Consider the following 18,987-nt stretch of genomic DNA (forward strand, 5'->3'; position numbering starts at 1 on the left):
CAGAAAGGCGCACCGTGGACCTTCGTATCGGCATCCAGAACTCCCCCCGCGAGCTCGGCTTCGAGACCTCGCTGACGGCGGCGGAGGTCGAGCAGGCCGTCTCGGCGGCGCTCAGCGGGCAGTCGCCCGTGCTGCGCCTGACCGACTCGAAGGGCGCGGTGTACGTGGTGCCGGCGGCGGCCCTGGCCTACGTCGAGATCGGCACCGAGGAGTCGCGCAAGATCGGCTTCGTCGGCTGATGGAGCTCCTCTTCGTCGCGCTCGGCGGCGCCATCCTCGGCCTCGCCGCGCACTACGCGATCCCGCGCCGCGAGTTCCGCGGCGTCGTGCTCGTCCCCGCCGTCGGCGCCGGCGTCGCCGCGGTCGTGTGGGTCGCACTGACCTGGCTCGGCATGCCGTGGGACGGCGGATGGATCTGGGTGATCTCGCTCGTGGCATCCGCCGCCGCCGCGGCCGGAACCGGCTACCTCGTCGGCCGTCGCCGCGAGGAGGACGACGCCCGGACGTTCGCGCACCTCGCCCGCTTCGGCCTCGCCCGAGGCTGATCCGAGCCCCTCGCGCGAACCGCGGGCCGCGGCATCCGGCACGCCTCGGACCGCACGCCCGAAGGCGCCTCAGGCCGTGAGCCCGAGCGCGTCCATCCGGCGCGTGTGCGCCGCGATGAGCTCGGTGAAGACCGGTTCGACGTCGGGTCCGTGCTCGCCGGACCCGGCTGCGCGCACCGCGGATCGCGCGATGAGGAGCGTGTCGCCGACGAGGCTCCGCGCCCAGAGCGCGAGCCGGTCGTCGAGCGTCGGGTCGGCCGCGATGGCGCGCTCGAGCTCGCGCTCGATCACCTCGGCGGAGCGCGACTCGCCCAGGATCGCGCGCACCCGTGCGCGGAGCTCGTGCGGCAGCCCCTCCGCGAGGCGGATGAAGTAGTCGTCGAGCATCCCCGAGGTGATGTGGATGCCGAGCAGCAGCTCGAACCAGTCGGCACCCGAGGTGACCTGGCGGAACCGGTCGGCGGCCGGCGCGAAGGGCGCCATGACGTCGGCGGGCTCCGCGTCGAGCCGGCGCAGCTCGGCGATGAGCTCGTGGTGCTTGCGCAGGGCGACGCCCGCCGCCGCGCTCAGCCCCTCCTTCGACGCCAGGTCGGGGGCCGTGGCGACGGCCTTCGCGAGGCTCTCGAAGAACTCGAGCTGGATGTACGCGGCCTGTCCGAGGAACGGGATCGGCTCGGGCGTGAACTCGGTGAAGTCGATGCGGGTGAGGTCGGTCGGCGCGACCCTCGGACGCAGCCTCGGGGTCTCCGGACGGGGACGGCGCGACATCGACCAATTGACCACGAGCACAGCATATCCGGGGCCTCGCAGCCCGCTCGGATAGGCTGGGACCCGCCGCGGGCGATGGAACCGCGGCCGTGCGCCTGTCGATCGGAACAGGGCGCACCCGTTTTCCGCATCACGGACAGGCAGACACTTGACCACCTTCACCGAACTCGGCATCGCGCCCGACATCGTCGAGGCCCTCGCCGGGAAGGGCATCTCCGATGCCTTCCCCATCCAGGAGCAGACCATCCCCCTCGCCCTCACCGGGCAGGACATCATCGGCCAGGCAAAGACCGGCACCGGCAAGACCTTCGGCTTCGGACTCCCGCTCATCCAGCGCCTCGGCGACGACCCCGAGCCCGGCGTCAAGGCGCTCGTCGTCGTCCCCACGCGCGAACTGTGCGTGCAGGTGACCGAAGACCTCGAGCTCGCGACGTCCAACCGCCCCACCAAGATCGTCTCGATCTACGGCGGCAAGGCCTACGAGGGGCAGATCGAGCAGCTCAAGGCCGGGGCCCAGATCGTCGTCGGCACGCCCGGGCGCCTGCTCGACCTCGCGTCCCAGCGCCTGCTGTCGCTGAAGAACGTCACCGAGATGGTGCTCGACGAGGCCGACAAGATGCTCGACCTCGGCTTCCTCGCCGACATCGAGAAGCTCTTCGCGCAGACCCCGCCGACCCGCCACACCATGCTCTTCTCGGCGACCATGCCGGGCCCGATCGTCGCGCTCGCGCGCCGGTTCATGTCGCGCCCGATCCACATCCGCGCGAACGACCCCGACGAGGGCCTCACGCAGGCGAACATCAAGCACCTCATCTACCGCGCGCACTCGCTCGACAAGGACGAGGTCATCTCGCGCATCCTCCAGGCCGACGGCCGCGGCAAGACCGTCATCTTCACGCGCACGAAGCGCGCGGCCGCCAAGCTCGTGGAGGAGCTCAACGACCGCGGCTTCAACGCGGCCGCCGTGCACGGCGACCTGAACCAGGACCAGCGCGAGCGCGCGATGGCCGCCTTCAAGGCAGGCAAGAAGGACGTCCTCATCGCCACCGACGTCGCGGCCCGCGGCATCGACGTCGACGACGTGACCCACGTCATCAACCACACGATCCCCGACGACGAGAAGACCTACCTGCACCGCGCCGGCCGCACGGGCCGCGCGGGCAAGACGGGCATCGCGGTGACGTTCGTCGACTGGGACGACCTGCACAAGTGGGCGCTCATCAACCGCGCGCTCGAGTTCGGCCAGCCCGAGCCCACCGAGACGTACTCGTCGAGCCCGCACCTCTACACCGACCTCGACATCCCGGAGGGCACGAAGGGCCGCCTGAAGCCCGCGGCTCCGACCGCAGCGCCGTCGCGGTCGAGCACCGCGGGCCGGCGTGAGAACGGCGGGCGAACGGATGCCTCCGGCGAGCGCGGCTCGCGATCGCGCCGCCGCACGCGGTCCGGCCGGCCGGTCGGCGAGGGCGCCGCGACGGATGACACCGCCGCCTCGGACTCCGCCACCCAGGAGAAGGAGCCCGGCGCGGGCACGCACGACGGCAAGGGCAAGGAGCACCACGACGGCAACGCGGCCCCGCGTCGCCGCCGTCGACGCCGCGGCGGTCGCTCGGGCGGCAGCGCCGCCGGCGCGCCCTCGACGGCGCCCACCGCCTGACGGCCGCGAACCCGTACGAACGTCGGAACGGGCCGGACGCCTCACCACGAGGCATCCGGCCCGTTCCGCGTCTCGCCCGCCTCAGCGGGTCGTCACGGCAGGACCGGCTCGCTCCCGTGCCCCTCGGCGAGGATGCGCGCGACGACCTCGGGCGCGGTCGTGTACTGGCCGAGGCGGTTGACCTTGCCGCGCCCGTGGTAGTCGCTCGAGCCCGTGATCGCGAGCCCGTGGCGGCGTGCGAGTTCGCGCAGGCGCGGCTTCGCGGCATCCGTGTTCTCGGGGTGGTCGACCTCGAGGCCGAACAGGCCCGCGTCGGCGAACCTGCCGAGCCGGCGGTCGGGGACCACGTCCTCGGCGCCGCGCGTGCCGGGGTGCGCGAGCACGGGCACGCCGCCCGCGGCGCGGATCAGGCGGATTCCCGTGAGCGGGTCGGGCGCGTAGTGCGGCTGCGCGTAGCCGGAACGCCAGTGCAGGATGCCGGCGAAGGCGTCGGACCGGGTCGATGCGTGACCGCGGGCGACGAGCGCGTCGGCGATGTGCGGTCGACCGATCGTCGCGCCGGCGCTGGTCTGCGCGAGCACGTCGTCCCACGTGAGGTCGTAGTCGGCGGAGATGCGCCGCACGATCGCCTCGGCGCGTGTCATCCGGGAGTCGCGGATGCGCGACATCTCGGCCAGGAGGGGCTCGTCGTCGGGATCGACGAGGTAGCCGAGCACGTGCACGCTCGTGAACTGCTCGCGCGTCGAGAGCTCGATGCCCGGGATGAGGGCGATGCCGCGGCGACGGGCGGCGTCTGACGCCTCGGCCCAGCCGGCCGTCGAGTCGTGGTCGGTGATGGCGAGCGCCGCGAGGCCCGCTGCGGATGCCGCGGCGACGAGCTCCGTCGGCGTGTCCGTGCCGTCGGAGATCGTGGTGTGCGCGTGCAGGTCCGCTGCGACGGCGAACGGGGCGTCGACCATTCCCTCATCGTAGGCGCGCGGAGTCAGCCGGTTCCCCGCGGACTCCCAGCGGACGCCCCGTGGATGCTCCGCCCGGTCCGCGCCCGCTCGCCTACGCTGTGTTGAATGCTCCCCCGCATCCTCGGCTGGGTCGTCGTGCTCGGCACCACGGCCCTCGCCGCGGCGCTGCTGTGGCCGCAGGCGTTCGGGTTGCAGAACCAGTGGATCGCCGCGCACGTCGTCGCACTGCGCGGGGTCGCCGCCGCCGGCGCCGGCCTCCTCGCCGCGGTGCTCGCGATCGCCCTGCTCCTCGGCCCCGGGCGTCGCCTCCTGGGAGCGGTCCTGGCGATCCTCGTGCTGTTCGCGCTCGGCAACCTCGGGATCCTCGCGGTGCGCGGGCTGGGCGGCGGCGACGCGGTCGCGGCATCCGACTCGGTCACCGTGCTGTCGTGGAACACGCTCGGCGAGGTCCCCGACGCCTCGACGATCGCCGGCCTCGCGCTCGAGCAGGAGGCCGACGTGGTGGTCCTCCCCGAGACCACGGAGTCGCTCGGCGAGGAGATCGCGATCGCGATGCGCGAGGGCGGTCGGCCGATGTGGGTGCACACGCAGTTCTTCGACGAGGTCGCCAAGGCGCGCTCGACGACCATCCTCATCTCCCCCGAACTCGGCGACTACGACGTGGTGAACGATCCGTGGCCCGGCCCGCCGGGCAACACCAACACGCTGCCCTCGGTGGTCGCCGAACCGGCGGACGGCGACGGTCCACGCATCGTCGCCGTGCACGCCGTCGCGCCGATCCGATGGGAGCTGCGCAACTGGCGCAGCGACCTCGACTGGCTGGCCGAGCAGTGCGCGGGCGACGACGTCATCATGGCGGGCGACTTCAACGCCACTGTGGACCACTTCGCCGGTCGCGGCGTCGACGGCGGCGACCTCGGCCGATGCGCCGATTCGGCGGTCGCGGGCGGAGCGGGCGGCCTCGGAACCTGGCCGACGAGCCTGCCCGAGCTGCTCGGCAGCCCCATCGACCACGTGCTGGCGACGCCGGGCTGGTCGGTCGACGCGTTCCGGGTGCTCGACGCGCTCGACGGCGCGGGCAGCGATCACCGGCCGATCGTGGCGACCCTCTCGCGGGCGGGCGGCTGATCCTCCACCGCTCGGCACGGCGGCGGGGCGGTGCGAGAATGGAGACCATGACGAACACCGGCGACGCGACCGCGACGGCCCACGAGGCCCCCACCGACGAGACCACCGCTGAGGAGACCGGCCGGAACGCGAACCGTTCGACCACGCCGGAGTCCGAGGGCTTCAAGGCCTTCATCAGCAGCGGCTGGGCCGAGCGCGACGAGCGGCTGCCCGAGGCGCGCCCGCAGGCGGCGTACGCGGCCGCACGTCGGGCGAAGGTCTCGGCGGAGTTCCCGGGCCGGCGGCTCGTGATCCCCGCCGGCGACATGAAGCAGCGCGCGAACGACACCGACTACCCGTTCCGGGCGCACTCCGCGTTCGCGCACCTGACCGGCTGGGGCTCCGACTCCGAGCCGGGTGCCGTGCTCGTGCTCGAGCCGGCGGGTGACGCCGGCCACGAGGCCACCGTCTACTTCCGCGAACGTGCGGGGCGCGACAGCGAGGAGTTCTACGCGAACCCCGCGATCGGCGAGTTCTGGATCGGGCCGCGCCCGTCGCTCGCCCACGTCGCCGCCGACCTGCAGCTCGCGACGCGCGGCATCGCCGACTTCGACGCGGTCGTGGACTCGACCGACACGGCCACGCTCGTCGTGCGCGAGGCCGACGCCGCGATCACCGAGCGGGTCGACCACGCGCGCCTCCGCTTCGCCGCCGAGGAGGCCCTGTCGACGAACGCGTCCGACGCGCCCTTCAGCCTCGAGGTGAACTCCGAGCACGAGCCCGACGCCGAGCTCGCGCGCGTGCTCTCCGAGCTGCGCCTCGTGAAGGACGAGTTCGAGGTCGCCGAGCTCCGTGCCGCGGTCGACGCGACCGAGCGCGGCTTCACCGAGGTGTTCGCCGAGCTGCCGCGCATCACGAGCGAGGTGCGGGGCGAGCGCGTCATCGAGGGCGTCTTCGCCACCCGGGCCCGCCTCGACGGCAACGACGTCGGCTACGCCTCGATCGCCGCGGCCGGCCCGCACGCGACGATCCTGCACTGGACCCGCAACGACGGCCCCGTGGTCCCCGGCGACCTGGTGCTGCTCGACGCGGGCGTCGAGATGGACAGCTACTACACGGCCGACATCACGCGCACGTTCCCGGTGAACGGCACGTTCTCGCCGGTGCAGCGCCGGGTCTACGAGGCCGTCCTCGAGGCGGCGGATGCCGCGTTCCGCATCGTGCGCCCCGGCGCGGTCTTCCGCGAGATCCACGCCGCCGCGATGGAGGTCATCGCGAAGCGCACCGCCGAGTGGGGCTTCCTCCCGGTCCCGGCCGAGGAGTCGCTGCAGCCCGAGAACCAGTTCCACCGCCGCTACATGGTGCACGGCACGAGCCACCACCTCGGCCTCGACGTGCACGACTGCGCGCAGGCGCGCCGCTCGATGTACATGGACGGCGTGCTCGAGCCGGGCATGGTCTTCACGATCGAGCCGGGCCTCTACTTCCAGGCCGATGACCTCACCGTGCCCGAGGAGTTCCGCGGCATCGGCGTGCGCATCGAGGACGACATCCTCGTAACCGCCGACGGCGCCGAGAACCTCTCGGCGGGCATCCCGCGCACGGCCGACGAGGTCGAGGCCTGGGTGCGCGGCGCACGGCGCTGACCTCCCAGCGGTCCCCGACCCCGTCGCGCGGAGTGTTCCACGTCTCGCCGAGTGATGTCGGTGCTTCGGCATCACTCGGCGCGGACGGTATCACTCGGCGGCGGGTCGCGCGGCGCGGCGCGCCTTCCACCAGGCCCAGAAGCGGTCGAGCATGCGCTTGACCCACGCCGCGAGCCGGCGCGCCCAGGCGAACTCGGTGCCGAGGATCGCGAGGCCGAGGAAGACGACGAGCCAGCCGGGCCCGGGCAGCGGCACGAGCGCGAGACCGGCGACGGCGATCACGCCGCCGAGCACGCCCACGCCGGTCCGGTAGGCGAACCGCAGGCGCGGGTGCCGGTCGATCCGGCGACGGATGCCGCGCAGCCACCGCCGCACCGGGCGGTCGGGCCGCTCGGCGTCGGCGATCTCGGCGCGCACCGTCTGCTCGAGCGGCGACCGGCCGGAGTCGGTTCGGGTGGCACTGGGCATGCCCGTCACGCTAGGCGCCGACGCTGGGAGTCGCCGGTACGTCCCCGTCCGACGGGCGCGCGAGCTCTGGCTACTCGTCGCCGCGCTCGCGCGCCGCGCGGCGGCGGGCATCCTGCGCCTCGCCGTAGGTCAGCGGGCGCGACGGGTCGATCTCGCGCGCCTCGGGCCCACTCGACGCCTCGGCGTCGGACGCGGGCGGCTCGGCCGGGGCATTTGCCTCGGGCGCGGCGGGCGGGGCGGCCGGCGGGCGGGCGACCGTCGTCGCTGCGGGCGCGGGCGGCGCCGCGGCATCCGTCACGCCCAGCACCTGGCGGGCCCGCACGACGTGCGCGGGCTCCGCGATGATCGCGTAGCGCGTCGCGAGCACCTGCATGACCGAGGTGAAGTCGCGTCGACGGCGGTTGATCGAGTACGAGACGAGGCTGAAGATCATGCCGAACCCCGCGCCGATGAGCACGGCGGCGCCGAGGATGCCGAGCGAGGTGCCGGACGGCGAGAAGATGAAGAACAGCAGGCCGAGGAACGTGCCGAACCACGCCCCGGAGAGCGCGCCGGCGGCGGCGGTGCGGCCCCAGCTGAGGGTGCCCGTGATGCGCTCGACGCTCGTGAGGTCGTGGCCGACGATCGAGAGCTCCTTGACCGGGAACTCGGCCTTCGCGAGCTGGTCGACCGCCGCCTGCGCCTCCTGGTAGGTCTCGTAGCTCGCGACCGTCTCGCCCTTCGGCAGGGTCGGGAAGGCGCGGCCGATGCGACCGCCGAACGGTGACTGGGTGCTCACGGTGCCATTCTTCCACGCGGCTCCGCCGCCCGGTCCGAACGCGGGTGCGCGGGGTAAGTTGGGAGGCGTGAGCGCCACGAGAGTCTTCGTCGCCCGACTCGCCGGGTGCGCCGTGTTCGACCCCGCGGGCGACCGGGTCGGGAAGGTGCGCGACGTGCTCGTCGTGTACCGCAAGGACGACCCGCCGCGCGTGGTCGGCCTCATCGTCGAGATCCCCGGCAAGCGCCGCGTCTTCGTCTCGATCGGGCGCGTCACCTCGATCGGCGGCGGGCAGATCATCACGACGGGGCTCATCAACCTGCGCCGCTTCGAGCAGCGCGGCGGGGAGGTCCGCGTGATCGCCGAGATGCTCGGCCGCAAGGTCTCCTTCAACGACGGATCCGGCACGGCGAGCATCGAGGACGTCGCGATCGAGGAGCGCGAGCCCGGCGAGTGGGAGGTCGACCAGCTCTTCGTGCGCCGCCCGAAGACGAGCGCGTCGCCGTTCGCGAAGGGCCCGTCGGCCTACGTCACGTGGCGCGAGGTGAGCGAGACGACCGAGGCCGGCGAGGCGCAGTCGGCCGAGCAGCTCATCGCGACCTACTCCGAGCTGAAGCCCGCCGACCTCGCCAACACGCTCCTCGACCTGCCGCCGCAGCGCCGGCAGGAGGTGGCGGCCGAGCTCCCCGACGACCGGCTGGCCGACGTCCTCGAGGAGATGCCCGAGATCGACCAGGTCGAGATCCTCGCGAAGCTCGGCGACGACCGCGCGGCCGACGTGCTCGACCACATGTCGCCCGACGACGCCGCCGACCTCATCGCGCAGCTGCCCGAGGAGCGCGGCGAGCACCTGCTCGAGCTCATGGAGCCCGAGGAGGCCGAGGACGTCCGGTTCCTGCTCTCCTACGGTCCCGACACCGCGGGCGGCCTCATGACGACCGAGCCGATCATCGTCTCGGCGGATGCCACGGTGGCCGAGGGGCTCGCACTCATCCGGCGCCACGACCTGCCGCCCGCGCTCGGCGCGGCGGTGTGCGTCACGCTCCCCCCGTACGAGCCGCCGACCGGCCGCTTCCTCGGGATCGTGCACTTCCAGCGGATGCTGCGCTACCCGCCGCACGAACGGCTGGGCTCGCTCATCGACCAGGGCCTCGAGCCCGTGAAGGCCGAGACGTCGGCCGCCGAGGTGAGCCGCATCCTCGCGAGCTACGATCTCGTCTCGGTGCCCGTGGTCGACGAGAAGCATCGCCTGGTGGGCGTCGTCACGATCGACGACGTGCTCGACTACCTGCTCCCGGACGACTGGAGGAGTCACCCCGAGGACGAGTCGGAGGTGAGCAGACGCGCGACGGCCCGCGCACAGCTGGCCACCGGCAGCATCCCGATCGCACCCGGAAGGAGGGCAGGAGATGGCACGCGCTGACGCCGCCGACGACCGTCGGTTCGACACCCCGAAGGGCATCCGCCGACCCGCGCCGCCCCTGCGCCGTTCCGGCGATCGGGACCGCTTCGGCCGGTTCACCGAATGGGTCGCACGCAACATGGGCACCCCGTGGTTCCTGCTCGGCCTCACGCTCTTCGTCGCGTTCTGGATCCTGTGGAACACGCTCGCCCCGCCCGCCTGGCGGTTCGACTCGGTCGAACTCGGCTTCATCGCGCTCACGCTCGTGCTCTCCCTCCAGGCGTCCTACGCCGCGCCCCTGATCCTGTTGGCGCAGAACCGCCAGGACGACCGCGACCGGGTCCAGATCGAGCAGGACCGCCAGCGCGCCGAGCGCAACCTCGCCGACACCGAGTACCTCGCCCGCGAGGTCGTGGCGCTGCGCCTCGCCGTGCGCGACCTCGCCTCGAAGGAGTTCATCCGGCAGGAGCTGCGGCAGGCGCTCGAGGAGCTCGACCGGCGCGACGAGGAGGACGCCGCGAATGCCCCGTCCTGACGCGGGCGGCATCGAGCGCGCCGTCCGAGCCGCGCTCGAGGGCGTGATCGACCCGGAGATCCGCCGACCGATCACCGAGCTCGACATGGTCGAGCGCGTGACCGCGACCGACGCGGGCGTCGAGGTCGGAGTGCGCCTGACGATCGTCGGCTGCCCGGCGTCCGACCGCATCGAGCGCGACGTGCGCGCAGCGGCCGAGCAGGTCGTCGGCGCGGGCAACGCCGTCGTCGAGCTCGGCGTCATGACGCCCGAGCAACGTGCAGCGCTCACCGAGCGCCTCCGCGGCGGCCGCGCGGCGCGCGGCAATCCGTTCGGGCCGGGCACGCTGACTCGCGTGATCGCGGTCACGAGCGGCAAGGGCGGCGTCGGGAAGTCGACGCTGACGGCGAACCTCGCGGTCGCGCTCGCGGCGCGCGGGCTCTCCGTCGGCCTCGTCGACGCCGACGTGCACGGCTTCTCGATCCCCGGCCTCCTCGGCCTGGTCGACGAGCACGGCACGGCGGCTCGTCCCACGCGCGTCGACGACATGATCCTCCCGCCCGTCGCCTACGGCGTGAAGGTCATCTCGATCGGCATGTTCGTCGAGCCGACCGAACCGGGCGGCCGCGGATCGTCCGTCGCCGTCGCGTGGCGCGGCCCGATGCTGCACCGCACGCTCCAGCAGTTCCTCACCGACGTGTACTTCGGCGACCTCGACGTGCTCCTCGTGGACCTGCCGCCCGGCACCGGCGACGTCGCGATCTCGCTCGGCCAGCTGCTCCCGAACGCCGATGTCGTCGTCGTGACGACTCCGCAGCCGGCCGCGGCCGACGTCGCCGAGCGGTCGGGTCTCGTCGCCAGGCAGACCGGGCAGCGCGTCGTCGGCGTGATCGAGAACATGGCGGGCTTCGCCCAGCCCGACGGGTCGCTCCTCGACCTGTTCGGCACGGGCGGCGGCGCCGAGGTCGCACGACGACTCTCCGAGGGCGTCGACGAGCCCGTCCCGCTCGTCGCCGCGGTGCCGCTCAGCGTCGCGCTCCGGCGCGGCGGCGACGAGGGCCGTCCCGTGGTCGTGGCCGAACCCGACGACCCTGCGGCGCGTGCGATCGAGCAGGCCGCGGCGTTCCTCGCGGGTCGGCCGCGGTCGCTCGCCGGCCGGCGACTCGACGTCTCGGTGCGGTGAGACGGATGCCGCCTGCCGCCCGCTCCTCCGTGAGGCTCGCGCGCGGCACGGCCGCCGGCCTCGCCGTCGGGGTGCTCGCCGCCGCGGCCCTGACCGCGTGCGCGACGGGCGCCGGCCCGGACGCCGAGCGCGACGCCGCGCTCCCCGACGGGCTCACGGTCGCGGTGCAGCAGGGGCGGCTCGACGTGCCGCAGGGTCGGCTCGTCCTGCACTTCGAGAACACGGGCGAGCCCGTCACGGTGACCGCGGTCGCCGTCCGCTCCCCCGCCCTCGAACCGGGCATGGACCGCGACGAGCCGTTCGCCCTCGGTCGGGGCGACGCCATCGACATCCGGCTCGACCTCACCGGCAGCGTCTGCGACGGCGACCCCGCCGCGATCGGCGTCGACGTGCGCCTCACGGCCGCCGACGGCGCCGAGCGCGAGGGCACGCTCGAGCCCGACGACCCGTTCGGCACGATGGCGCGCATCGCCGACGCCGACTGCCTCGCCGAATCGGTCGCCGGCGTCGCCGCCATCGAGCTGCCCGAGCGGCTCCGCACGACGGGCACGGGCGCCGACCGGCGCGCGTGGATCGACGTGCGGGTCGCGCCCGTGGCATCCGGCGACGGCACGCTCTCGATCGACGGTGTCTCGGCGACGACGCTCATCGGCAACGAGGAGGGCCAGGACTGGCCGCTCGGCATCGAGGTCGCCGCGGGCGACGAACCGGTCGACGCGGCGCTCGCCGTCCGGCCGGCGCGGTGCGACGCGCACGCGCTCGCGGACGACAAGCGCGGCACGATCCTGCCCTTCACCGTCGCGACCGGCGACGGCCGCGAGGGTCGCCTCGAGATCGCCTCGGGCGCCGCCCTCAAGGCCGACCTCTACGCCTACTACGCCGAGCGCTGCGGCCTGTAGCGGCGGCGTGGCGCCGGTACGCTGGCCGCATGCGGACACCGGCCCAATGGCTGCGCGGGGTGCGTCACCCCGAGGCGTTCCACGGTCACGGCGTGCGGCGCGGCTTCTTCGAGGGCTGGTACGTGAAGCTCGTGTCGCAAGACCGGGCGCACCGCTGGGCGGTGATCCCGGGCGTGTTCCGCGGCATCGCCGACGACGACGGAGGCGGCTGCGACGAGGCGTTCGTGCAGGTCCTCGACGGCCTCACCGGGCGATCGTGGTACCACCGGTTCCCGGTCGACGCCTTCTCGGCGTCCGCGCGCGGGTTCCACGTCGAGGTCGGCCCCAACCGGTTCGACGCGCGCGGCGTCACGCTCGACCTCCCGCAGCTGCGCGGGCGCATCGAGCACGCGGAACCGCTCCGACCATGGCCGGTGACGCTCCGCGAGCCGGGCATCATGGGCTGGTACGGGCTCGTGCCGTTCATGGAGTGCTTCCACGGCATCGTGTCGTTCGGCCACGGCCTCCGGGGCACGCTCGAGGTCGAGGGCGCCGAGGAGTCCTTCGACGGCGGGCGCGGCTACATCGAGAAGGACTGGGGCCGGGCGTTCCCGTCGGGCTACGTCTGGATGGCGAGCAACCACGTCGACCACGCCGACGGCGAGCATCCGGATGCCTCGCTCATCGCGTCCGTCGCGATCATCCCCTGGCTCGGCGGGAACTTCCGGGGCTCGATCGTCGGGCTCGAGCACAGCGGCCGCCTGCACCGCTGGACGACGTACAACCGCTCGGAGGAGCGGCGGCTCGAGATCGACGACACGCACGTGCGGTGGTCGCTCGCCGGCCCCGACGGGGTGATCGACCTCGAGGCCGAGCGCGTGCGCGGCGGCCTGCTGCACGCCCCGCTGCGGACCGCGATGCACCAGCGGGTCGAGGAGACGCTCGACGCGCGCATCACCCTCCGCCACGTCGCGCACGATGGGACCACGCTGCTCGAAGGCGTCGCGGAGTGCGCCGGCCTGGAGGTGTTCGGCGACACCGACCGGATGCTCGCACTCTGAGCTGGCCGGCCCGGCGGCCCGGCGGCCCGCCCGGCGGCCCGGCGCCGCGCCGGACCTCAGCGCGGCTCGACGACGCGTGCGAGCAGCTCGACGAGGAGCCGCTCGGTGAGCGGCCCGGGGAGCGCCTCGACGAGCGCGAGCACGGGCGCCATCCGGTCGGGCAGCGCTCCGCCCGCGCCGTCGCCGCCGAGCAGCCCGAACGCCCCGAGCAGCAGCGCCGCGCCGTCCGAGTCGATCCCGGCGGATGCCGCGGCGAGCGCATCCGCGCCGCCGGGCAGTTGCCCGGCGAGCCCGGCGACCAGCGCGCGGCCGTCCACCGCGGGCACGCCGCGCACGGTGTCCGCGGCGGCCGCGAGCGCCGGCACCAGTTCGCCGACGACGTGGTCGGTGACCGGCGTGATCGTGAGGTGCGTGGTGTGCGGCAGCACGGTGCCGTCGGCCTGGACCGTGCCAGGCTGCAGCTGCAGGTGCCACCCGGCGCCGCGCGCGGCATCCGCCCAGTGGTGGGGGTCGACGCGCCGTTCGGCGAGCACCGACTCGTCGGTGCGGACCGCCAGCAGCGGACCCACGGGGTCGCCGACGACGGCGAGGCCCTCGATGCCGTCGATCGCCTCGCGGAGGGTCGCGGTCGCCGCCGTCGCCCGCGCCGTGAGCTCCGCGAACCCGGACTCGCCGAGCACCTGGACGATCGCCCACGCCGCGGCGAGCGGGCCGGCCGGCTTGGAGCCCGCCATCGTCGGGTTCACGACCGGATAGCCCGGCCACGCGGTGGTCGCGAAGTACTGGCGGCGCTGCCGGTCGCGGCCGCGCTGGAGGAGCACCGACACGCCCTTCGGCGCGTAGCCGTACTTGTGCAGGTCCGCGGAGAGGCTCGTGACCCCCGGCACGCGGAAGTCCCAGTCGGGCAGCCCCTCCTGGAAGGCGAGCGCGAAGCCGCCGATGCACGCGTCGACGTGGAGGGCGATCCCGAGGTCGGCGGTCTCCGCGGCGACCTCCCCGACCGGATCGAGGGTCGCGAACGGGTAGGACGGCGCGCTCATCACGACGAGCGCGACGTCGTCGTCGAGCCGCTCGACCACGTCGGCGACCGACGGCGCACCGGTCTCCGCGGAGACCGGGACGAGGTCGAGCGCGAGCCCGAAGTAGTGCGCCGCCTTGTGGAACGCGGCGTGCACCGTCGTCGGGGCGACGAGCCGCGGCATCCGCTCGTCGCCGGGGCGGGCCGCGCGCCAGGCGTCGCGCGCCGTCTTCACGGCGAGCAGGCAGCTCTCGGTGCCGCCGGACGTGACCGAGCCGACGACCTCGGTGCCCGCCTCATCTACGCCCGCCCCGGCGGGCCCGCCGTGGAACACCCGGCGCGCGAAGCCGACGACGCCGGCCTCCATCGCCGCGACGGAGGTGAACGTGGTCGGATCGAGGCCGTTGACCGGCTGCACGAGGCGCGCCGCGCGCGCGGCGAGCTCGTCGAGCTCGGCGAGGCCGGAGTCGTACACGTACGAGAGCACCCGGCCGCCGTGCGTGGGCGCGTCGCCCTCGCGCAGCGCGGCGAGTTCCGCGAGCACCTCGTCGGGCTCGCGTTCGAAGGCGTTCATCGGGCGATCTCCTCGGTCGGGGCGGGGGCGTCGATGTCCGCGCGCCGCAGCGGGTAGCGCAGGAGCGGGACGAGGCTGACGAGCACGAGCACGGCGGGGAGCACGCTGAAGCTCAGCGCGATGCCCGCGACCGCCGCGTCGGGCTGCGCGACGACGGCCGATCCGACCGACTCGAGGTACCCGGTCGCGGCGAGCACGATCGTGAGCAGCGTCGCGCCGAGCGCCATCCCGGTGGTCTCGCCGGCGGTCCAGACGCCGCCGAACGTGCCCGCGCGGCCCGGGCCGTTCGTCCGCGCGTCGTGCGCCACGACATCCGGCAGCATCGCCATCGGCAGCGACTGCATGCCCGCGTACGCGGCGCCCGCGATCGCGACGGGCGCGTACACCCAGGCGCCCGGCGCCCAGAGCATGCCGACGAGGGCGGCGGATGCCACGGCGAACGCGAGGCTCGCGAGGACGTACGACCGCTCCTTCCCGATGCGACGCGCCAGCCGGCCCCAGAGCGGCGCGCACAGGATCGCCGGGCCGATGAGGGCGACGAAGAGGAACGTCAGCGCGTCCTCGGAGTGGAGGACCCAGACCGCGACGTAGTTCGCGCCCGCGAGCATGACGCCGGTCGCGAGCCCCTGCAGGAGGAAGCCGGAGAGCAGCAGCCGGAACGGCCGGCTGCGGCGCAGTGCGGCGAGGCCCTCCGCGTAGCCGTCGGCGAGACTGCGACGCTCGCGCTCCCGGACGACCATGCCGGTCGGAGCGGTCGTCGTGGCCACCAGCATGCCGATGCCGATGACGAGACCGGCGACGACGGCCATCACGAGGTAGCCGAGCGCCTCGTCGTCGCCGCCGACCCGGCGGAGCATCGGGCCGCCTGCGCCGAACAACAGGATCGCGAGGCTCAGCACGACCACGCGCCACGTCAGCAGGCGCGTGCGCGCGTCGTAGTCGTCGGTGAGCTCGGCGGGCAGCGCGATGTACGGCACCTGGAACAGGCTGAACGCGGTCGCGGTGGCGAGGAAGGCGACCATGACCCACGCGCCCGCGACGACGGGGCCGAGTCCGGCGGGTGCGGCGAAGGTGACGACGAACGCGAGCGGGAGCGCCATCGCGCCGACGCGCATCCAGGTGCGGCGCGTGCCCGAGACGGCGAGGGCGTGGTCGCTCCGTTCGCCGATCCACGGGTCGATGACCACGTCCCACACCTTGGCTGCGGTGACGACGAGTCCGGCGAGCAGTGCGGTGACGCCGAGCGTGTCGGTGAGGTAGAAGACGAGCACGAGCCCGGGCAGCGTCGCGAAGCCGCCGGTGCCGATCGAACCGATGGCGTACCGGGCCACGATGCCGCGAGAGACCCGCCGTTCGGGGGAAGTCATGCGGGGAAGCCTACCCAGTCGGCCAGGCCGATCCGGACACGCTCCCCCGGTCGCGGCACGCCTAGACTGGCCGGGTGTCCAACGCCGCCACCCGAACCCCGGCCGTCACCCACAGCCCCGCGCGCGACGCCCTCGTCGCCGACCTCATCGCCACGACCGGCCGCACGGCCGCGATCCCCACTCCGGCGACCGGCGAGACGCTCGTCGACCTTCCGCGATCGAGTGCCGACGACGTCCGCGGAGCGGTCTCGCGCGCGCGCCTGGCGCAGGTCGCGTGGGCCCGGGCCGGGTTCGCCGCGCGTCGCCGGATCCTGCTGCGCGCGCACGACCTCATCGTCGAACGGCGCGAGGAGCTCCTCGACCTCACCCAGCTCGAGAGTGGCAAGACGCGCGGCCAGGCGTTCGAGGAGGTCTTCCAGGCCTTCTCCGTGACGCGGTGGAACGCGCTCAAGGCGCGCCGCGTCCTCCGCGGCGGCCGCCGGCGCGCGGGCATCCCCGTCGCCCTGTCCACGCGCGTCCGCTACCGCTCGAAGGGCGTCGTCGGCGTCATCACCCCGTGGAACTACGCGATCAGCCTCGCCGCGATGGACGTGATCCCGGCCCTCGCCGCCGGCTGCGCCGTCGTGCAGAAGGCCGACGACCAGGGCACCCTGTCCGTCCTCGCGCTCCGGCGCGCCTTCATCGACGCGGGGCTTCCGGAATCGCTCTGGGCCGTCGTCTCCGGCGACGCGACCGAGGTCGGCGAGGCCCTGACCGACGAGGCCGACTACATCTGCTTCACCGGGTCGACCGCGACCGGACGCCGGATCGCCGAGAAGGCCGGACGGCGGCTCGTGGGCGCCTCCCTCGAACTCGGCGGCAAGAACGCGCTGATCGTGCTCGACGACGTCGACGTCGAGCAGGCGGCGGCGGATGCCGCGCACGCGTGCTTCTCGTCGATGGGCCAGCTGTGCGTGTCGGTCGAGCGGATCTACGTGCACCGACGCGTCGCCGACGCCTTCACCGCGGCGCTCGCCGCGCGCCTGGCCGACCCGCGGATCGGCTCGGGCCTCGACCACGACGCCGACTACGGCAGCCTCGCGACGGCGGCCCAGCTCGACCGGATCCGCGGCCACCTCGACGACGCGCTCGCGAAGGGCGCCCGGGTGCTGGTCGGCGGCAGCGCGCGGCCGGATGTCGGGCCGTGGGCGTTCGAGCCGACCGTCCTGACCGACGTCGCACCCGGCATGCGCGTGCTCGACGAGGAGACCTTCGGGGCGATCGCGTCGCTCCACGTGGTCGACGACGAACTCGAGGCGATCTTCGCCGCCAACGCCTCGGAGTACGGCCTCAACGCGTCGGTGCTCGCGGGCTCGACCCGTCGGGCGCTCCGCGTCGCGGACCAGCTCGACGCGGGCAGCGTCAACGTGAACGAGGGGTACCGCGGCAGCTTCGGCTCGGTCGACGCGCCGATGGGCGGGGTCAAGGCGTCCGGGATCGGCCGTCGCAACGGGCGCGAGGGCCTCCTCCGTTTCGTCGACCCGGTGACGGTGTCGGTGAACACGCGGATCATCCCGCTGCCGCACACCGGGCGCGACTACGCGCGGCTCAGCGGCCTGCTGGTCGTGCTCGCGCGGGCGCTCCGCGCCATCCGCCGCGCCTAGCGGAACCCGGCCGGGGACGCCGAGCGCGCGACGACCGCGGCCGGCGGCCGGCTCAGGTCGCCTCGGAGTCGAACGGCGCCGACTCGCCCGCGGCGATCGCGTCGAGCTTGCGCTTGCGCTGCAGGTACGCGGAATTCTCGTTCACCGCCGCCCTCGCGACGACCGGCTTCGCGGGCTCGGCGAACGGGTCGACGTCGCTCAGCGCCTCGCGCACGATGCGTCGCGGGTCGTACTGGCGCGGGTCGAGCTTGCGCCAGTCGACGTCGTCGAAGTCGGGGCCCATCTCCTCGCGCATGCGGTCCTTCGCACCGTTGGCCATGTCGCGCAGCGAGCGCACGAACCGGCCGAGTTGCGCCGCGTAGTGCGGGAGCCGCTCCGGACCGAGCACGAACACGGCGATCACCCCGATGATGAGGAGTTTGTCGAAGGTGAGGCCGCCCATGCGGTCAAGGATAGTCGGCGGCGAGGCGTGCGATCGACCGTTGCCTCGACCCCTAGGCTTGGGGGTCGACAGAAGCCCCGGGAGCCGCCACGTGTCCGAACACGACCTCAACTGGAAGTACGTCGACGAATCCGTCGTCGAGTCCGAGTCGATCGCGAAGGCACGCCTGCAGTCCCTCGAGCTCGGTGTCGATCCCGTCTCGCCGGCCGTCGGCGCGCAGCTCGCGGTGATCGCCGCGGCGAGCGACGCGCGGGCGATCATCGAGGTGGGCACCGGCGTGGGCGTCTCGGGGCTCTGCATGCTGCAGGCCGCACGGTCGGCGCACCTGACGTCGATCGACTCGGAGACCGAGTACCAGCAGCACGCGCGCGAGCACTTCGCCGACGCCGGCATCGCCCCCGCACGGGTCCGCCTCATCGCGGGTCGTGCGGGCGAGGTCCTGCCTCGGATGAACGAGGGATCCTACGACCTCGTGGTCGTCGATGCGGACGCCGCCTCGGTCATCGAGTACGTCGAGCACGGGCTTCGCCTGGCCAAGCCGGGCGGAAGCGTGCTCGTGGCCCGCGCCCTGTGGAAGGGGAGGGTGGCCGACCCGGCGCGACGGGACGACGTGGCGACGGCGTTCCGCGGGCTCGTCTCGGAGCTCGCGGCCTCCACCGCCGTGGTCACCGCCATCTCGCCGGCCGGGGACGGCCTGCTGCAGATCGTGAAGCTGGGCGCCTGACTAGGCCGCGTTGACGACGCCGCCCAGGACGTCGTAGAGCTCCTTGGCCTCAGCGTCGTTCACCGAGACGACGAGGCGACCGCCACCCTCGAGGGGCACGCGCACGATGATGAGCCGCCCCTCCTTCACAGCCTCCATCGGTCCGTCTCCAGTGCGTGGCTTCATGGCCGCCATTGAGCTACCCCTTTCGTGGCTGAATCTCCATTATCTCGTATCGAGACCGTGCACCGGGACACCGGGCTCCGGTTTGTGGACGACACGGGCGGCCGTTCACG

At 73.7% G+C, this 18,987-nt stretch carries 20 protein-coding genes; 12 read left to right on the plus strand and 8 right to left on the minus strand.

The features are described from left to right. Window positions 1-14 precede the first annotated feature (14 nt). Together GLX25_RS16785 and GLX25_RS16790 are read left to right on the plus strand one after the other, a co-directional pair. The gene (locus tag GLX25_RS16785; protein WP_166548935.1) at window positions 15-239 is read left to right on the plus strand and encodes a DUF3107 domain-containing protein; all 225 of its coding nucleotides are present in this window, start codon (window positions 15-17) and stop codon (window positions 237-239) included. After that, window positions 239-544, plus strand: a complete 306-nt coding sequence (locus tag GLX25_RS16790; RefSeq protein WP_155843681.1) for a hypothetical protein — start codon at window positions 239-241, stop codon at window positions 542-544. Before GLX25_RS16785 ends, GLX25_RS16790 begins: the two co-directional genes overlap by 1 nt. Window positions 545-613: 69 nt before the next feature. Here GLX25_RS16790 and GLX25_RS16795 read toward each other — a convergent pair whose 3' ends face one another. Further along, the gene (locus tag GLX25_RS16795) at window positions 614-1,327 is read right to left on the minus strand and encodes a ferritin-like fold-containing protein (protein ID WP_271192478.1); all 714 of its coding nucleotides are present in this window, start codon (window positions 1,325-1,327) and stop codon (window positions 614-616) included. 133 nt (window positions 1,328-1,460) lie between these two features. Between GLX25_RS16795 and GLX25_RS16800 the strand changes: the two genes are divergently transcribed. Continuing rightward, window positions 1,461-2,969: a DEAD/DEAH box helicase gene (locus GLX25_RS16800; protein WP_155843683.1), complete on the plus strand. Its 1,509-nt coding sequence runs from the start codon at window positions 1,461-1,463 to the stop codon at window positions 2,967-2,969. A gap of 92 nt (window positions 2,970-3,061) precedes the next feature. Here the strand turns inward: GLX25_RS16800 and GLX25_RS16805 are convergent, their stop codons facing one another. Next, window positions 3,062-3,928, minus strand: coding sequence for a PHP domain-containing protein (locus GLX25_RS16805; protein WP_155843685.1), 867 nt, complete (start codon window positions 3,926-3,928; stop codon window positions 3,062-3,064). Window positions 3,929-4,033: 105 nt separating this feature from the next. Here GLX25_RS16805 and GLX25_RS16810 point away from each other — a divergent pair, with 105 nt between their 5' ends. Both GLX25_RS16810 and GLX25_RS16815 read left to right on the plus strand, forming a co-directional pair. Continuing rightward, complete coding sequence (locus GLX25_RS16810; RefSeq protein WP_155843686.1) at window positions 4,034-5,056, plus strand: endonuclease/exonuclease/phosphatase family protein; 1,023 nt, start codon at window positions 4,034-4,036, stop codon at window positions 5,054-5,056. Window positions 5,057-5,103: 47 nt separating this feature from the next. Continuing rightward, window positions 5,104-6,681: an aminopeptidase P family protein gene (locus GLX25_RS16815; protein ID WP_205719925.1), complete on the plus strand. Its 1,578-nt coding sequence runs from the start codon at window positions 5,104-5,106 to the stop codon at window positions 6,679-6,681. Window positions 6,682-6,771: 90 nt separating this feature from the next. On the opposite strand, the gene GLX25_RS16820 is transcribed toward GLX25_RS16815, so the two are convergent. Both GLX25_RS16820 and GLX25_RS16825 read right to left on the minus strand, forming a co-directional pair. Next, window positions 6,772-7,149, minus strand: coding sequence for a TIGR02611 family protein (locus GLX25_RS16820; RefSeq protein WP_155843690.1), 378 nt, complete (start codon window positions 7,147-7,149; stop codon window positions 6,772-6,774). 70 nt (window positions 7,150-7,219) lie between these two features. Continuing rightward, on the minus strand, window positions 7,220-7,927 hold the full coding sequence (locus GLX25_RS16825; RefSeq protein WP_271192479.1) for a YflT domain-containing protein: 708 nt from the start codon (window positions 7,925-7,927) through the stop codon (window positions 7,220-7,222). A 67-nt stretch (window positions 7,928-7,994) separates the two neighbouring features. On the opposite strand from GLX25_RS16825, the gene GLX25_RS16830 reads away from it, so the two are divergent. Genes GLX25_RS16830 through GLX25_RS16850 form a run of 5 tightly spaced genes read left to right on the plus strand, consistent with a single transcriptional unit; the run spans window position 7,995 to window position 12,944 of the window. Further along, complete coding sequence (locus GLX25_RS16830; protein WP_166548936.1) at window positions 7,995-9,329, plus strand: magnesium transporter MgtE N-terminal domain-containing protein; 1,335 nt, start codon at window positions 7,995-7,997, stop codon at window positions 9,327-9,329. Continuing rightward, window positions 9,316-9,843, plus strand: coding sequence for a DUF1003 domain-containing protein (locus tag GLX25_RS16835; RefSeq protein WP_155843692.1), 528 nt, complete (start codon window positions 9,316-9,318; stop codon window positions 9,841-9,843). The genes GLX25_RS16830 and GLX25_RS16835 overlap by 14 nt, the downstream gene beginning before the upstream one ends. Further along, window positions 9,830-11,005, plus strand: coding sequence for an Mrp/NBP35 family ATP-binding protein (locus GLX25_RS16840; protein ID WP_155843693.1), 1,176 nt, complete (start codon window positions 9,830-9,832; stop codon window positions 11,003-11,005). Before GLX25_RS16835 ends, GLX25_RS16840 begins: the two co-directional genes overlap by 14 nt. Window positions 11,006-11,010: 5 nt before the next feature. Beyond that, window positions 11,011-11,904, plus strand: a complete 894-nt coding sequence (locus tag GLX25_RS16845; protein ID WP_155843694.1) for a hypothetical protein — start codon at window positions 11,011-11,013, stop codon at window positions 11,902-11,904. 29 nt (window positions 11,905-11,933) lie between these two features. Next, window positions 11,934-12,944 (plus strand): tocopherol cyclase family protein, encoded by a 1,011-nt coding sequence (locus tag GLX25_RS16850; protein ID WP_155843695.1) that lies wholly within the window; start codon window positions 11,934-11,936, stop codon window positions 12,942-12,944. Between the two features lie 56 nt (window positions 12,945-13,000). Here GLX25_RS16850 and GLX25_RS16855 read toward each other — a convergent pair whose 3' ends face one another. Together GLX25_RS16855 and GLX25_RS16860 are read right to left on the minus strand one after the other, a co-directional pair. Next, window positions 13,001-14,536, minus strand: coding sequence for a pyridoxal phosphate-dependent decarboxylase family protein (locus GLX25_RS16855; RefSeq protein ID WP_155843696.1), 1,536 nt, complete (start codon window positions 14,534-14,536; stop codon window positions 13,001-13,003). Next, window positions 14,533-15,903 carry an MFS transporter gene (locus tag GLX25_RS16860; RefSeq protein ID WP_155843697.1) on the minus strand — a complete coding sequence of 457 codons (1,371 nt, stop codon included), beginning with the start codon at window positions 15,901-15,903 and terminating at the stop codon, window positions 14,533-14,535. Before GLX25_RS16860 ends, GLX25_RS16855 begins: the two co-directional genes overlap by 4 nt. Before the next feature lie 74 nt (window positions 15,904-15,977). Here GLX25_RS16860 and GLX25_RS16865 point away from each other — a divergent pair, with 74 nt between their 5' ends. Beyond that, window positions 15,978-17,546: a succinic semialdehyde dehydrogenase gene (locus GLX25_RS16865; protein WP_166548937.1), complete on the plus strand. Its 1,569-nt coding sequence runs from the start codon at window positions 15,978-15,980 to the stop codon at window positions 17,544-17,546. 52 nt (window positions 17,547-17,598) lie between these two features. Here the strand turns inward: GLX25_RS16865 and GLX25_RS16870 are convergent, their stop codons facing one another. After that, window positions 17,599-17,988: a twin-arginine translocase TatA/TatE family subunit gene (locus GLX25_RS16870; RefSeq protein WP_154347937.1), complete on the minus strand. Its 390-nt coding sequence runs from the start codon at window positions 17,986-17,988 to the stop codon at window positions 17,599-17,601. 91 nt (window positions 17,989-18,079) lie between these two features. Between GLX25_RS16870 and GLX25_RS16875 the strand changes: the two genes are divergently transcribed. Beyond that, window positions 18,080-18,712, plus strand: a complete 633-nt coding sequence (locus GLX25_RS16875; protein WP_166548938.1) for an O-methyltransferase — start codon at window positions 18,080-18,082, stop codon at window positions 18,710-18,712. Here GLX25_RS16875 and GLX25_RS16880 read toward each other — a convergent pair whose 3' ends face one another. After that, window positions 18,713-18,886 (minus strand): DUF3117 domain-containing protein, encoded by a 174-nt coding sequence (locus GLX25_RS16880; protein WP_019179788.1) that lies wholly within the window; start codon window positions 18,884-18,886, stop codon window positions 18,713-18,715. It abuts the gene before it with no gap. Between the last annotated feature and the right edge of the window lie 101 nt (window positions 18,887-18,987).

The sequence above is a fragment of the Agromyces luteolus genome (genome assembly GCF_009729855.1).
Classification (GTDB): Bacteria; Actinomycetota; Actinomycetes; order Actinomycetales; family Microbacteriaceae; genus Agromyces; species Agromyces luteolus.